At 73.1% G+C, this 14,380-nt stretch carries 13 protein-coding genes; 4 read left to right on the top strand and 9 right to left on the bottom strand.

Features of this window, described 5'->3' with window-relative positions:
- Positions 1-108: 108 nt before the first annotated feature.
- The 6 genes from AWQ68_RS12170 to AWQ68_RS12145 all read right to left on the bottom strand — a co-directional run bounded on the left by AWQ68_RS12170 (position 109) and on the right by AWQ68_RS12145 (position 6,403).
- Positions 109-2,211, bottom strand: a complete 2,103-nt coding sequence (locus tag AWQ68_RS12170) for a 3-hydroxyacyl-CoA dehydrogenase NAD-binding domain-containing protein (RefSeq protein WP_066939266.1) — start codon at positions 2,209-2,211, stop codon at positions 109-111.
- On the bottom strand, positions 2,208-3,392 hold the full coding sequence (locus tag AWQ68_RS12165; protein ID WP_066939263.1) for a thiolase family protein: 1,185 nt from the start codon (positions 3,390-3,392) through the stop codon (positions 2,208-2,210). The genes AWQ68_RS12170 and AWQ68_RS12165 overlap by 4 nt, the downstream gene beginning before the upstream one ends.
- 54 nt (positions 3,393-3,446) lie before the next feature.
- Positions 3,447-4,229, bottom strand: coding sequence for a hypothetical protein (locus AWQ68_RS12160; protein WP_066939260.1), 783 nt, complete (start codon positions 4,227-4,229; stop codon positions 3,447-3,449).
- Between the two features lie 94 nt (positions 4,230-4,323).
- The gene (locus tag AWQ68_RS12155) at positions 4,324-5,136 is read right to left on the bottom strand and encodes a hypothetical protein (RefSeq protein ID WP_066939256.1); all 813 of its coding nucleotides are present in this window, start codon (positions 5,134-5,136) and stop codon (positions 4,324-4,326) included.
- Positions 5,133-6,050 carry an ABC transporter ATP-binding protein gene (locus tag AWQ68_RS12150; RefSeq protein ID WP_066939253.1) on the bottom strand — a complete coding sequence of 306 codons (918 nt, stop codon included), beginning with the start codon at positions 6,048-6,050 and terminating at the stop codon, positions 5,133-5,135. Before AWQ68_RS12150 ends, AWQ68_RS12155 begins: the two co-directional genes overlap by 4 nt.
- Positions 6,047-6,403, bottom strand: coding sequence for a hypothetical protein (locus AWQ68_RS12145; RefSeq protein ID WP_066939250.1), 357 nt, complete (start codon positions 6,401-6,403; stop codon positions 6,047-6,049). The genes AWQ68_RS12150 and AWQ68_RS12145 overlap by 4 nt, the downstream gene beginning before the upstream one ends.
- A 64-nt stretch (positions 6,404-6,467) precedes the next feature.
- Here AWQ68_RS12145 and AWQ68_RS12140 point away from each other — a divergent pair, with 64 nt between their 5' ends.
- Together AWQ68_RS12140 and AWQ68_RS12135 are read left to right on the top strand one after the other, a co-directional pair.
- Entirely contained in the window at positions 6,468-6,869 is a 402-nt protein-coding gene (locus AWQ68_RS12140) for a GntR family transcriptional regulator (RefSeq protein WP_066939247.1), read from the top strand.
- Entirely contained in the window at positions 6,866-7,996 is a 1,131-nt protein-coding gene (locus AWQ68_RS12135; protein ID WP_066939244.1) for a DUF1648 domain-containing protein, read from the top strand. The genes AWQ68_RS12140 and AWQ68_RS12135 overlap by 4 nt, the downstream gene beginning before the upstream one ends.
- Positions 7,997-8,067: 71 nt before the next feature.
- On the opposite strand, the gene AWQ68_RS12130 is transcribed toward AWQ68_RS12135, so the two are convergent.
- Positions 8,068-9,291, bottom strand: a complete 1,224-nt coding sequence (locus tag AWQ68_RS12130; RefSeq protein WP_066939241.1) for a ribonuclease D — start codon at positions 9,289-9,291, stop codon at positions 8,068-8,070.
- A 3-nt stretch (positions 9,292-9,294) separates the two neighbouring features.
- Positions 9,295-9,891, bottom strand: coding sequence for a DUF3000 domain-containing protein (locus AWQ68_RS12125; protein ID WP_066939238.1), 597 nt, complete (start codon positions 9,889-9,891; stop codon positions 9,295-9,297).
- Positions 9,892-10,543: 652 nt separating this feature from the next.
- Between AWQ68_RS12125 and hemE the strand changes: the two genes are divergently transcribed.
- Positions 10,544-11,581, top strand: coding sequence for a uroporphyrinogen decarboxylase (gene hemE / locus AWQ68_RS12120; protein ID WP_066939235.1), 1,038 nt, complete (start codon positions 10,544-10,546; stop codon positions 11,579-11,581).
- An 81-nt stretch (positions 11,582-11,662) separates the two neighbouring features.
- On the opposite strand, the gene AWQ68_RS12115 is transcribed toward hemE, so the two are convergent.
- A complete protein-coding gene (locus AWQ68_RS12115) occupies positions 11,663-12,727 on the bottom strand; it encodes a DUF4349 domain-containing protein (RefSeq protein WP_066939234.1) in 1,065 nt (354 codons plus the stop codon).
- 185 nt (positions 12,728-12,912) lie between these two features.
- Here AWQ68_RS12115 and hemG point away from each other — a divergent pair, with 185 nt between their 5' ends.
- Positions 12,913-14,367, top strand: a complete 1,455-nt coding sequence (gene hemG / locus AWQ68_RS12110; RefSeq protein WP_066939229.1) for a protoporphyrinogen oxidase — start codon at positions 12,913-12,915, stop codon at positions 14,365-14,367.
- Positions 14,368-14,380 lie beyond the last annotated feature (13 nt).

The raw sequence follows: 14,380 nt of genomic DNA, 5'->3' as shown, positions 1-14,380 counted from the left end.
ACTCCGGCACCCGGAACCTCCCGCTTCGGGCGAGAAGGCTATCGAGTCGTCCCTGCGCGGGAGTCCCCGGAGCCGCCGATCCGCGACTCCGGGGACGGGTGTACCTTCCTAGGCCGGTACGGACGCCACGCCGGGGGCGAGGAACCGGGACCCGGTCACCGCCTCCGAGACGCCCTCACGGTCCAGGTACGGCGTGATGCCGCCGGTGTGGAACGGCCATCCGGCGCCGAGGATCATGCACAGGTCGATGTCCTGCGGTGCCGCGACGACACCCTCGTCGAGCATCAGGCGGATCTCCTGGGCCAGCGCCTTGAGCGCGCGCAGCCGCACCTCCTCGCCCGTGGACGGCGACGAGCCGCCCTCGAAGAAGGCCCGCGCCTCCGGGTCGATCTGGAGGTCGGCGCCGTACACGCCGGGCTTGCCCGCGGCGACCAGCGCGGCCAGGTTGGCCGACACGCCGAACCGGTCCGGGAAGGCGGCGTGCATGGTCTCGGCGACGTGCAGCGCCACGGCCGGGCCGACGAGCTGGAGCAGCGTGAACGGCGTCATGGGCAGGCCGAGGCCGTCCAGCGCGTGGTCGGCGACCTCCAGCGGCGTGCCCTCGTCCACGGACGCGATGACCTCGCCCATGAACCGGGTCAGCAGCCGGTTCACCACGAACGCCGGGGCGTCCTTGACGAGCACGGACGACTTCTTCAGCGTCTTGGCCACCGAGAAGGCCGTGGCCAGCGTGGCGTCGTCGGTGGCGTCGCCCCGGACGATCTCCAGGAGCGGCATCACCGCCACGGGGTTGAAGAAGTGGAAGCCCACCACCCGCTCCGGACGCCGCAGGCCCGAGGCCATCGCGGTGATCGAGAGCGAGGAGGTGTTGGTGGCCAGCAGGCACTCGTCCGAGACGACCGCCTCGACCTCGGCCAGCACCTTGCGCTTCACGTCGAGGTCCTCGAAGACCGCCTCGATCACGAAGTCGGCGTCCGCGAACGCGTCCTTGGACAGCGACCCGGTCACCAGAGCCTTGATCCGGCCGGCCTGGTCGGCGGAGACGCGGCCCTTGGCGAGCAGCTTGTCCACCTCGGTGTGGACGTAGCCCACGCCCTTGTCCAGGCGTGCCTGGTCGAGGTCGGTCAGCACGACCGGCACCTCCAGCCGCCGCGCGAACAGCAGCGCGAGCTGGGAGGCCATCAGCCCGGCGCCCACCACGCCGACCTTGGTGACCTTGCGGGCCAGCGCCTTGTCCGGCGCGCCGGCCGGCTTCTTCGCCCGGCGCTGCACCAGGTCGAACGCGTACAGCCCGGCGCGCAGCTCGTCGCTCATCAGCAGGTCGGCGAGCGCCTCGTCCTCGGCGGCGAAGCCCTCGTCCCTGGACGCGGTCTTCGCCAGCGCGATCAGGTCGAGCGCGCGGTAGGGCGCGGGGGAGGCGCCGCGCAGCTTCATGTCCACCAGGAAGCGCGCGTCGGCGACCGCCTTGTCCCAGTCCCCCTCGTACGGCGCGCGGGTCACGGTCTCCTCGCCGCGCAGCACCCGGGCCGCCCAGCGCAGCGACTCCTCCAGGAAGTCGGCCGGCTCGAACATGGCGTCGGCGACGCCCAGCCCGTACGCGTCCCGCCCCTTGATCATGCGGTTCTGCGAGAGCGGGTTCTCGATGATGAGCTTGATCGCCTTCTCCGGGCCGATCAGCCGGGGCAGGAGCTGCGTGCCGCCCCAGCCGGGCACCAGGCCGAGGAAGCACTCTGGCAGCGCGATGGCCGGCACCCCGGACGACACCGTCCGGTACGCGCAGTGCAGCGCGATCTCCAGCCCGCCGCCCATGGCCGCGCCGTTCACGAACGCGAACGTCGGCACGCCCAGCTCGCCGAGACGGCGGAAGACGTGGTGGCCGAGCGCGCCGATGGCCGCGGCCTCCTCACGCGTCGCCACCGCGGCGGCGCCCTTGAGGTCGGCGCCGACGGCGAAGATGAACGGCTTCCCGGTGACGCCGACCGCCGCCACGTCGCCGCGCGCCTCGATCGCGTCCAGGGCGTCGTTCAGCGAGAGCAGCCCCTGGGGCCCGAACGTGTTGGGCTTGGTGTGGTCGAACCCGTTGTCCAGGGTGATCAGGGCCATGGTGCCCGCGCCGTACGGCAGGTCCACGTCGCGGACCAGGGCCCGGGTGACGACCTCGCCGGTGTCCTTGCCCGCGAGCAGGCTCTTGTACGTCTCGATGTCGCTCATGCGAGGTTCTCCCAGATGACCGTGCCGCCCATGCCCATGCCCACGCACATGGTGGTGATGCCGTACCGGACGTCCGGCTGCTCGGCGAACCCGCGGGCGAGCTGGATCATGAGCCGTACGCCGGAGGAGGCGAGGGGGTGGCCGAACGCGATCGCGCCGCCGTACGGGTTCACCCGGGGGTCGTCGTCGGCGATGCCGAAGTGCTCGAGGAACGCGAGCACCTGAACGGCGAACGCCTCGTTGATCTCGAAGAGGCCGATGTCGTCGATGGACAGCCCGGCCAGGCGCAGCGCCCGCTCGGTCGAGGGGATCGGACCGATGCCCATGACCTCGGGGTCCACGCCCGCGAACGCGTAGGAGACCAGCCGCATCCGCGCGGGCAGCCCCAGCTCTTCGGCGACCTCCCGGGCGGCGACCAGGCACCCGGTCGCGCCGTCGTTGATGCCGGAGGCGTTCCCGGCGGTGACCCGGCCGTGCGGCCGGAACGGCGTCTTCAGGCCGCTCAGCGCCTCCAGGGTCGTCCCGGGGCGCGGGGCCTCGTCGGCGGTGGCCAGGCCCCAGCCCTCGGCCGCCTTGCGCGCCGCCATCGGGACCAGGTCCGGCTGGATCTTGCCGTCGGCGTACGCCTTGGCCGCCTTCTCCTGGGACGCCACGGCGAACGCGTCGGCCCGCTCCTTGGTGATGGACGGGTAGCGGTCGTGCAGGTTCTCCGCCGTCATCCCCATGATCAGGGCGGAGCCGTCGACCAGCCGCTCGGACAGGAACCTGGGATTGGGGTCGACGCCCTCGCCCATCGGGTGGCGGCCCATGTGCTCGACGCCGCCGGCGATGGCGACGTCGTACGCGCCGAAGGAGATGCCGCCCGCCACCGTGGTGACGGCGGTCATCGCGCCGGCGCACATCCGGTCGATGGCGTAGCCGGGCACCGACTTGGGCAGGCCGGCCAGCACGGCGGCAGAGCGGCCGATGGTCAGGCCCTGGTCGCCGATCTGGGTGGTGGCCGCGATCGCGACCTCGTCCACCCGCTCGGGCGGGAGGCCGGGATTGCGGCGCATGAGCTCGCGGATGACGCGGACAACCATGTCGTCGGCACGCGTCTCGGCGTACAGGCCCTTGGGGCCCGACCTGCCGAAAGGCGTGCGCACGCCGTCGACGAAGACGACTTCACGGGACGCAGGCACGAGGTTCGCTCCTACTGATCGGTAGCTTCTCGGACCAATGCTACTTATCGGTAACTACTCGTGGGAGCGGGGTGCCCGGCTCGGCGCGCCGAGCACGGCCACGACGCAGGCCGCCAGCGCCGCCGCGGCCAGGGCGAGGACCGTCAGCGTGTCCGGGGCCCACAGGTGCGCGCGGGCGCCGATCAGGGCGAGGACCGGCAGGACCACCCCCACCCCCGGCAGTCGCCGCGGCAGCGGCCGGGACGGCGCGGGGACATCGTCCCACGGGTCGGGCGGCGGCTGCCGTCTCGCCGCTGCCATGATCACATCCCTGCCCCACCACAGCAGGAACGCCATGCCGCTCATGTAACAGGTCATCGCCAGCGTCTCGGCGGCGTCCGCCAGCCGGTCGGCCGCGCCGTACAGGCCGGCGTCGGTGAACAGGCGCGGCACGGTGAGGCCGAGCAGCACCAGCACCGCCCAGCAGACCGCGACCGACAGCCGTGTGAGCAGGCGCCGGGCGTCGGGGCGGCTCCTGGTGGCGAAGACCTCGCGCTCGCCGACCCGCGCCTCCTGCTCCCGCAGGCCCCAGAGCACCTGGCTGGCGGTCATGGCGGGCAGCGCCACGGCGAAGACCACGAGCGCCGCCACCGCGTACGGCGCGGCGGCCCGGCCGGTCTCGGTCCGCTCCGCCAGGAGCTGGACGGTCACGAGGAGGGTGGTGGAGATCCCGAGAACGAGGAGCGCGGCGCGCCGCGCTCCGGCCGCCCGCTCGCGCAGGTAGGCGAGCCGTACGGCTCCGGGGGACGCGGGCATCCCGTCGGGGGTGGGACGACGCCGCGGTGTGAGGGCGGACACCTCGTAATCATGCCGTCACCGCACGCGTTCGGGGGTCAAAACGCGGATATCTCCCGGAGATCCGGCGTCGTCCCCGGCCGTCTCCGTACGGTGCTCAGGTGATGTCGCGCCGCAGGGGGACGACGACGGCGATCACGGCCGCGACCACCGCGTACCCGAGGAGCACGGTGGCGCCCAGCGGTGCGGACAGGAGCGAGGCGGCGCCTCCGCCCGTCTGCTCGGCCAGCGCGTCGGCCAGGTAGGTGAACCCCGTGAGCGCAGCCGTCGCGCCGCCGGGCAGGTAGGGGTAGAGCTCCTTGACGCCGGGGATGAGCAGCAGCGCCGTCTCGATCATGTAGAAATAGGCGCCCAGAATCGCGGCCGCGGCCACCTGGTTGGGGATCAGGGCGCCGACCGCCACGCCGACCAGGGTGTAGACGGCCATCGTCACCGCGATCCTGGCGAGCAGGGCCAGCACCGTGGCCGTCGGCAGGCCGAGCGCGACACCCTTGACCGCCGCCGTCCCGGCGAGGGCCGCCCCCGCCACGGTGACGGCGATCAGCCCGTAGGCGAGCCCGGCGATCGCGTACGCCGCGAGCTTGGCGGCCAGCATGGTCCATCGCCGGGGTGCGAACAGCGCCGTCGTCGTGAGCGTCCGGTGGCGGTACTCCGAGGCCACGGCGGTCGTGCCGAGCAGGGCGGGGACGAACGCGCACAGGCCGAGCAGGCCGAGCACCACGCGCACGCCCGGCGCCGTCTCCAGCCCGGGCAGCGGCGGATCGAAGTTCTCTGGGCCGATGAGGGCGAGCACGCCGACGAAACCGCCGCTGCCGATCGCGGCGAGCGATCCCCATAGACGGAGCCGGGTGGCCGCCAGTCGGCGCAATTCCGCCGAGACGAGGGCACGCGGCGAGATCGGCACGGTCATGAGACATCCCCCTGGTCGTGTCCGGTGAGGTGGAGGAAGGCCTGTTCGAGCGTGGGCCGCTCGGGGGTGATCTCGTGCAGCGGAATGCCGTGCGCCGCGGCGTCCGCCGCGATGGCGGCGGTGGTCAGGCCGTGGACGCGCACGGTGTCCGGCCCGAGGTCCGTCACGCGGACCGCGCCGCCGTGGGCGGTGAGGAGGACGGCGATCAGCGATCCGGCCTGCGGTGAGCGGACCCGAACGGCGGCCTCGCCGTACAGGTCGGCGACCGCGCCGGCCGCGATCAGCCGCCCGCGGTCGATCACCACGACCCGCTCGGCCGACTGCTCCACCTCGCTGAGGACGTGGCTGGAGATCAGAACCGTGCGGTCCTCGGCGGCGAACCGGCGCAGGAAGCCGCGCAGCCACGCGATGCCCTCGGGGTCCAGCCCGTTGCCGGGCTCGTCCAGCAGCAGCACGCGGGGATCGCCGAGCAGCGCCGTCGCCAGGTGCAGCCGCCGCCGCATCCCGGTGGACAGGGTGCGGGTCGTCCGCCCGGCGAACGGCGTCACCCCCGTCAGGTCCATGACCTCGTCCACCCGTGACCGGGCGAAGCCGCCCAGGCGGGCGTACACGCCGAGATGATCGCGGGCGGTGTGGTCGGGGTGGAACCCCGACGTGTCGAGTACGGCTCCGACCGTCGCGGCCGGACGGGGCAGCTCCGCGTAGCGCAGGCCGCCGATGGTGGCTCGGCCGGAGGTGGGCGTGACCAGGCCGAGCAGCATCCGCATGGTGGTCGTCTTGCCCGCCCCGTTCGGGCCGAGGAAGGCGGTCACCGTGCCCGGGGAGACGGTGAAGTCGAGGTCGGTGACGGCCGCCACGGAGTCGAAGACCTTGGTCAGGCCGTGCACCTCGATGGTCCAGGAGCCCCTGTTCACGCGTTCGCCCCCATGACCCGGGCCTGGAGCCCGGCCGCGTCCGGAACGCTGAGGACCAGCTCATCGACGTTGTCGATCCTTTCGGCCAGGACGATGCGCACGCCGGGGGAGTCCCGGCGGGCGCAGACCAGCCGCCGGACGCCGTCCAGGCCGGTCCACGTGCCGACCTTGATGAACCCGCTGACGAGCAGGCCCGCGTGCATCCCGGTGGCGAGGGCCTGCGGATCCGACTCAAGACGCATCTCGCGGATCGCCGCCGCCGGCACTCTCATCTCGGCTCGCCGTACGAACGGCCGTGTCCACGGCGCGAAGGCCGCCACCAGCACTCCGTCGCGGATCTGTGCCCGGATCATGTCGCACTCCTGTCATGCCAGGTGTATCTGTTCTATAAGTTGTATAGCAGCTACACTGCTGGGTGTGAACTTGACGCTGGATCTCGACAGCGAGGTCCCGATCTACCAGCAGATCAGGGACCGGATCGTGGAGGCGGTCGCCCGAGGAGAGGCCGTGGAGGGCGACCCGCTGCCGTCCACGCGCCAGCTCGCCGCCGATTTCGGGATCAACTTCCACACGGTGAACAAGGCCTACGACCTGCTGCGACAGGAGGGGGTCATCCGGATCAACCGGAAGAGCGGCGCGGTGATCCGGCGCGACCCGCGCTCCGGCCCGCCCGAGCCCGGGTTCGCCGACGGCTGGGAGGACAGGATGCGCGTCCTCCTCGCGGAGGCCACCGTCCACGGACTCGACCGCGAGGACGTCGTACGGCGGTGCGCGGCGATGCTGTCGGGATTCCGGACCGAGGAGAGGGCAACACCATGACACCGTTGATCGCCGCCGACCTGACCGCCGTCGTGCTGGTCACCGGCATGATGCTGGCCCTGCCCGCGATGACCGCGCCGACGACGCCGTTCGGGGTGCGCGTGTCCCACGCCAGGGCCGCCGACCCGGCCGTGATCGCCCAGCGGCGCGGCTACGCCAGGCTGGCGGCGGCCGCCGGCGCGTGCGCCGCGGTCGTCTCCGCGCCGCTCCTCGCGACGGGAGGGGGCGCGACCGTCGTCGGTGCGACCGCGACGGCCCTGATCGTGGTGGACCTGCTGCTCTACTGGCGCTCCGCGCGCCGGCTGCGGGCGGCCAAGGTGGCCGGAGGGTGGCGGGACGAGCAGCGCCAGGGCGTCACGGTCGACACCGGCTTCCGTACCGATCCGGTGCGGCTGCCCTGGTCCTGGGCGCTCCCGGCGGCGGTGATCCTCCTCCTCACCGCGGGCCTCGGCTGGTGGCGGTACGGCGACCTGCCCGCCACGTTGCCGCGCTTCACCGGCTACGGCGTCGACGCCACCGGGCGGGAGCCCCTCACCGCGCCGGCCGCGTTCGCCCCTGTGCTGTACCAGCTCGTGATCACGCTGCTGTTCCCCGCCCTGACGCTGCTTCTGCTGCGCTCCCGCCCCGACCTCGACGCCGCCCGCCCCGTCGGCTCGGCGCGCAGATACCGCGTGTACCTCCGCGGCGTCGCCCGCCTCTCGCTGCTCGGCGGGACCTGCCTCAACCTCGGCCTGCTTGTCTCGGCGCTCCAACTCTGGGCGGTCGTCGAACCCTCGGCGCTCTGGACCGTGGTCATGTACCTGCCCCTGGCCGTCCCGGTGGTCGCCTGGCTGGCGTGGGAGAGCCGCGTCGGCCACGCGGGGCATCGCCTGCCGGCTCTCCCCGGGGAGGAGGACGAGGATTCCGGCGTCACCCAGCGCGACGACGACCGGCACTGGTTCCTGGCCGGAACGGTCTACGTGAACCGCCGCGACCCGGCGATCCTGCTCCACGCCCGGATCGGGGCGTCCTGGACGCTCAACCTCGGGCACCCCGTCGCGTGGGTTCTCCTCGCCGCCCTGGTCGTGGCAGGGCTGCTCGCCGCCTTCGGCGTCATCGACCTGCCGCAGCGGGAGAACGTCTTCTGACGTGGGGCGGCGCCGGGCGCCACCGGCGGCCCGGTGGGCGCCCCGCGCCGGCGGGGGTCAGTCGGCGGGGGTCAGTCGGTGCTCTTGACGTCCAGCCGCTGGAGCGCCTTCGCCATCGGGACCGCCGTCAGGCTGATCTGCCACTGCCGGGCCCCCAGCTCGGCGAGCCGCGCCGTGATCGACTCCAGCGACAGGTCGGCGGGCGGCTCCCAGGTGAGCCGTCGTACCGCGTCGGGTTGCAGGAGGTTCTCCGTCGGCATCCGGTGCTCGTCGGCGAGAGCGGCGATCACCGCCCGGGCGGCCGCCAGCCGCCGCGCCGCCGCGGGGTCGCGGTCGGCCCAGCGGTTGGTCGGAGGCGGGGCGTCGCCCGGCCCCATCGGCTGGGGCAGCTCCCCGTCCGGCAACGTCCGGCCCCGGGTCACCGCGGTGAGCCAGGCGCGCAGATGACGGCGCGCGCTCCGGCCGGTGAACGGGGCGATCTCGGTCAGCGCCTTGGTGGTGCGCGGCAGGTCCAGCGCGGCCTGCACGATCGCGGAGTCCGGGAGCACCCGGCCGGGGGCGAGGTCGATCTCCCTGGCGAGCTCGTCGCGCAGCGTCCACAGCTCGCGGACCACGGCCAGCCCGCGCAGCGACCGCACCCGATGGATGCCCGAGGTGCGCCGCCAGGGATCGCTGCGCGGAGGGGCGGCCGGAGCCGCGAGGATCGAGGAGAACTCCTCCATCGCCCACTCCAGCTTGCCGCTGGAGCCCAGCTCGGCGGACAGCGCGTCCCTGAGCTCGATCAGCACCTCGACGTCGAGCGCGGCGTAGCGCAGCCAGTCCATGGGGAGGGGACGGTTCGACCAGTCGGCGGCCGAGTGGCCCTTCTCCAGCCGCAGCCCCAGCACGACCTCGACCATCGTGCCCAGCCCGACCCGCTCGTAGCCGAGCAGCCGGCCCGCGAGCTCGGTGTCGAACAGCTTGCGCGGCCGGAAGCCGAGCTCTGTCAGGCACGGAAGGTCCTGCGTGGCGGCGTGCAGGACGATCTCGTCGTCGGCGAGCACCTCGTCCAGGGCGGTCAGATCGGGGCAGGCGACCGGGTCGATCAGCGCGGTGCCGGACCCGTCACGGCGTAGTTGCACGAGATAGGCGCGGCCGCTGTAGCGGTAGCCGGAGGCGCGCTCGGCGTCCACCGCGATCGGGCCGCTGCCGGCGGCGAAGGCGCGCACGACCGCCGCGAGCGTGGCGTCGTCCTCGATGACGGGCGGGATTCCCTCACGCGGCTCCAACAAGAGCTGAACTTCAGGTTCGGTCACGAGTTACGGGGCTTTCGGATCTTCACGACGCGCCGGGCGGAGCCGCAGCGCCGCGACATCGGGTGGAAGGGGTGGGATGCCGGCGGCGAGACACATCAGATCGCACCAGGCGGCGGCGTGGGCGGACAGGTCCTCTTCGAGAGGGGACCAGGAGGCCCGCAGCTCCAGCTCGGTGGTGACCGGATCGTCGGCTTTGTTCCCGAAACCCTCGGAGACCGCCCGTGTCACCGTGCCGCCGGCCGCCGCGTAGGCCGCGCCGTGCGCGTCGAGCGACTCGGTGAGCCAGCTCCAGGCCACCGGCCCGAGCAGCGGATCGGTGGTGATCTCCGGCTCCATGGCGGCGCGGACGTACGCGACCAGGCGGAAGCGCCCCTCCCAGCCGCGCTGGCCGTCCGGGTCGAACAGCATGATCAGCCGACCGACCGCCAGCTCGTCGTCGTCGCGGTAGACCGAGGCCCCGACCGCTCCCGAATAGGGCGCGAGGCGCTGCGGCGCGGGGATGTCCTCCAGCTCGATCTCCGGCCTGACCTTGGCGGGCCGCAACGTCTCCAGCGCCCGCCGGAAGGCGGCCGGAGGCACGGGTGCGTCACCGAGGGTCATAGCCGAAGCGTAGGCCGGATTCGGGAGTGCGCGAAGCAGGGGGATGGTTGTGGGGGGCATACGTACCGATCAAACCGAGGCCGTCGCAAGCAACAGGGCGAATCCGCAGGTCGTGCACACCCGTTCGGGACAGTCGTCGTGAGCGTCGGGGCAGGGCGGCTGTTCGAACGCGCGCTCGGCGTCGCAAGCGGCACAGTGCTCAGTGCGGTGTTCGGAGGAACTCCACATCGACGTCATCGTTCCGGGGCCTCTCGTCGGATCCACGGTTGTGTCCCAAGTGATCGGGACTGCTCTGACGTTGACATGTCCCGCCGACATTTCCCCGCAACGCGCTCGGCGTGTCTCGAAAGTGGCATTGGAATCGATGCTGGAACCCCGATTGCGAACACTTTGCCGAGCAAGGAGACGAATCTCACGAAGCGGAGAACCTCACCTTACCGATGCTTGGCGCGGAGTGTACCCTCGGCGGCCGCGACACGCGCGTGAGGGACCGCGCGGCGGGACCGGTGCCCGCGCACGGCCATCCGGGGCGAGCCGGTCCGGGGGAGCGCCGAGGGGCGGGCGCCGAGGGGCGGGCGCCCCCGGCGGCGGTGTGGGGCCGTGTGCCGCGACCGGTGCGTGGACCGGGCCCCCGACATGGGACGCTGGTGGCGTGACTGCCCACCTTGCCGACTCAGCCTTCCTCCGTGCCTGCCGCCGCGAGCCCGTCCCGCACACGCCCGTCTGGTTCATGCGCCAGGCCGGCCGGTCGCTCCCGGAGTACCGCCGGGTGCGCGAGGGCACCTCGATGCTCGCCGCCTGCGCGACGCCGGACCTCGTCGTCGAGATCACGATGCAGCCGGTCCGTCGGTACTCGACGGACGCCGCGATCTTCTTCAGCGACATCGTGGTCCCGCTCAAGGCGATCGGCGTCGATCTCGACATCACACCCGGCGTCGGGCCCGTGGTGGGCAGCCCCGTCCGGGACGCCTCCGGCATCGCCGCGCTGCGGCCCCTCGAACCGAGCGATGTGCCGTACGTCACCGAGTCCGTGCAGGCCCTGGTGAAGGAGCTCGACCGGGTCCCGCTCATCGGCTTCGCGGGCGGCCCGTTCACGCTTGCGTCGTACCTCATCGAGGGCGGGCCGTCGAAGAACCACGACCGGACCAAGGCGATGATGTACGGCGCGCCGGAGCTGTGGCACGAGCTGATGGACCGGCTCACCGCGATCACGCTGGCGTTCCTGCGCATCCAGGTGGCCGCGGGCGCCTCCGCGATCCAGCTCTTCGACTCGTGGGTGGGCGCGGTCGCCCCGGTGGACTACCGCGCGTACGTGCTGCCGCACACGAGCAGGATCTTCGCCGGGCTGGCGGACCTCGGCGTGCCGCGCATCCACTTCGGGGTGGGCACCGGCGAGCTGCTCGGCGTGATGGGGGAGGCCGGGGCCGACGTCGTGGGCGTCGACTGGCGGGTGCCGCTCGACGAGGCGGCGCTCCGGGTGGGCCCGGGCAAGGCGCTCCAGGGCAACCTCGACCCCGCCGTCCTGCTCGCTCCCTGGGACGTCGTGGAGCCCCGCGCCCGCGACGTGCTGGAGCGCGGACGGGTGGCCGAGGGGCACGTCTTCAACCTCGGCCACGGCGTCCTGCCCTCCACGGACCCCGACCAGCTCGCGCGGCTGACCGACTTCGTCCACGAGGCGTCCGCCCGCTGACCCTCATCAGGGGGATCAGGGAAATGGTCTGACGGCTCACCGGTCGCGGAAGGGGGCGCGGGCCCCCTTCCGGAGCGGTTTCTACGGCGCGCCGGTTTCCGGCTCCTGCCCAGTGGGTCCCTGCGGCGCGCCGGGTTCCCCCTCCGGGCGGACGCGTTCGGCCTGTGGCGCGCCGGCTTCGGCCCGCTGCCACTCACCCGGCGGCGTCACCCGGAGCGGCCGCGCCGACGCCGCACGGCGCGCCGCGCGGCGCCGGGCGATCACGATGAAGGGCAGACCGATGACGGCGCCCACGACGAGCCAGGGCAGCAGCACCCCCAGCACGATGAGGCCGACCTCGACCGACCCCACCAGCGCCTTCCAGCCGGCGTGGAGGCCGGCGAGGAAGCCGGACTCCTTCGGCTTGGGCTTGGCCTTGGGGGCGGCGGGACCGGCCAGGCTGAGGGTGACGGTCGCCATGCCGGTCTGGGCGGCGAGTGCCTTCTGCCGCGCCTGGAGCGACTCCAGCTCGGCCTCGCGGTTGGAGATCTCCCGCTCGATCTCCAGGATCTCGCCGATCTTGTTCGCCTTGCGCAGCAGCGTCCGGAACTGGTCGAGCGTGGACTCGGCGGACTTCACCCGGCTGGCCACGTCGGCGACCTCCTCGGTGACGTCCTGCGCCCCCTGGTGCAGCGACTCGCGCTTGCCGAGGTCGCGGCCGAGCTGGGTCAGCACGTCGGGGTACCGGGCGGGAGGGAGCTTGAATGTGACGACGGCCTCGTCCCGGCTGGAGAAGGAGTTGCTCCGTTCCTCGGAGACGTAGCCTCCGGCGATGGTCACGATCTGCTTGGCCTGGTCGGTGGCGGCGGGGACGTCCTTCACCCGGACGGTGAGCTCGGCCGTGTAGATCACCGCCCGGGCGTCGGGCGCGATCGTCGTCTTCTGGGTGGAGCCGGAGGAGCTGGAGGAGTCGGAGGAGTCGGAGGAGTCCGCCCCGCCGGCATAGGTGTCGCCCGCCCTGGCGCTTGCGGCGGGACGGGCGAACTCGGGAGCGGAGGCGGAGTCGTCGCGGGCCACCGTCGAGGTGGAGCCGCCCTCGGCGCCACAACCGGAGATCAGGAAAGCGGTCGCGACGATTACCGCCGTTCCGTACCGGAATCTGGTCATGTTGGGGAAGACGGGTCGGGGAGGGCGCGGGTTCGGCGACCGGAGTCACGGTCCCGTCACAGGTCCCGCACCACACGGTCACGCCCGCCCGCCGCGCTGTCACGAGGATAACCCCGGTTCCGACGCGCGCCGGGCGGTCACGCCGCTTCGGGGACCGCGCCGTCTGAGCGGTAGCTTTGGTGCTTATGGAAGGAACCCCAGCTCCACGCCATGTCGTGGTCGTCGGCGGCGGCATCGCCGGCCTGACCGCCGCCCTCTACTTGCGGCGCGGCGCCGCGCACGAGATCCGGATCACCGTCCTGGAAGGGGCGTCGCGGATCGGCGGCAAGCTGCACGCCTCGGAGGTCGCCGGGCTGGAGGTGGACGCCGGGGCCGAGGCGATGCTGGCCCGCCGTCCGGAGGGCAGGGAGCTGGCCCGGCTGGCCGGACTCGACGACATGATGGTGTATCCCGGCACGGCGCACGCGTCCGTCCTGTCCCGGGGGGCGCTCCGCCCGCTGCCCGCGGGCCAGGTGATGGGAGTGCCGTCCGACCTGGCCGCGCTCGCCTCCTCGCGCATCCTGTCCCCTGCGGGGCTGGCCCGCGCCGCCCTCGACCGGGTCCTCCCGCCGAGCCCGGCCACCACGGACGTCTCCGTCGCCGCCTACATCCGCGCCCGCGTCGGCTCCGAGGTCGTGGACCGCCTCGTCGAGCCGCTGCTCGGCGGCGTCTACGCCGGCCGCTCCGAGATGCTCTCCCTCCAGGCGACCATGCCGCAGATCGCGAAGGTCGCGCGTACGGAACGGTCCCTGACGAGGGCCGTCGCCGACATGGTCGCGGCGGCGCCCAAGGACGCCGGGCCGGTCTTCACCACGCTCAAGAACGGCATGGGCAGCCTCCCCGAGGCGGTCGCGAAGGCCTCCGGCGCCGACGTCAGGACCGGTGTGACGGTGCGCGAGCTGATCCGCATCCCGGGCGGCTGGCGGCTCGTCACCGGCCCCAACGGTGACGAGGAGGTCGTCGAGGCCGACGCCGTCGTGCTCGCCGTGCCCGCCACCGCGGCCTCCCGGCTGCTGCGGCGCGAGGTGCCCGGCGCGGCGGCCGAGCTGGCCGGGATCGAGTACGCCAGCATGGCGATCGTCACCCTGGCCTACGCGAGGGACGCCTTCCCCGCGCCGCCGTACGGCAGCGGCTACCTGGTCCCGCCGGTCGAGCGCCGGCCGGTCAAGGCCGCGACCTTCAGCACGATCAAGTGGCCGCACCTGGCCGAGGCCGACCCCGGCGTGATCGTGGTCCGCTGCTCCATCGGACGCCTGGGGGAGGAGCACGTCCTCCAGCGGGACGACGCCGACCTGGTGGCGACGGCGGTGACCGAGATGGCCGAGGTCACGGGGGCGACGGCGTTCCCGCTCGACACGCGGGTCACCCGCTGGGGCGGCTCCCTGCCGCAGTACAACGTGGGTCATCTCGACCGGGTCGCCCGCATCCGCGCGGCGACGGCCATCCAGCCCGGTCTCGCGCTCTGCGGCGCGGCCTACGACGGCGTGGGCGTGCCGGCGATCGCCGCCAACGCCCGTACGGCGGCGGCCGAGATCCTGGCCCATCTGGCCGCGGCCGACGCCCGGTACGCCGCCGGGGCGGCCGAAGACCCGGAGGGGTGAGAAGGAAGAATGG

The sequence above is a fragment of the Microtetraspora fusca genome (assembly GCF_001570365.1).
GTDB classification, from domain to species: Bacteria; Actinomycetota; Actinomycetes; order Streptosporangiales; family Streptosporangiaceae; genus Microtetraspora; species Microtetraspora fusca.
The sequence above is the reverse complement of the archived record's forward strand: the minus strand, read 5'-3'. Positions and strand labels throughout refer to the sequence as shown.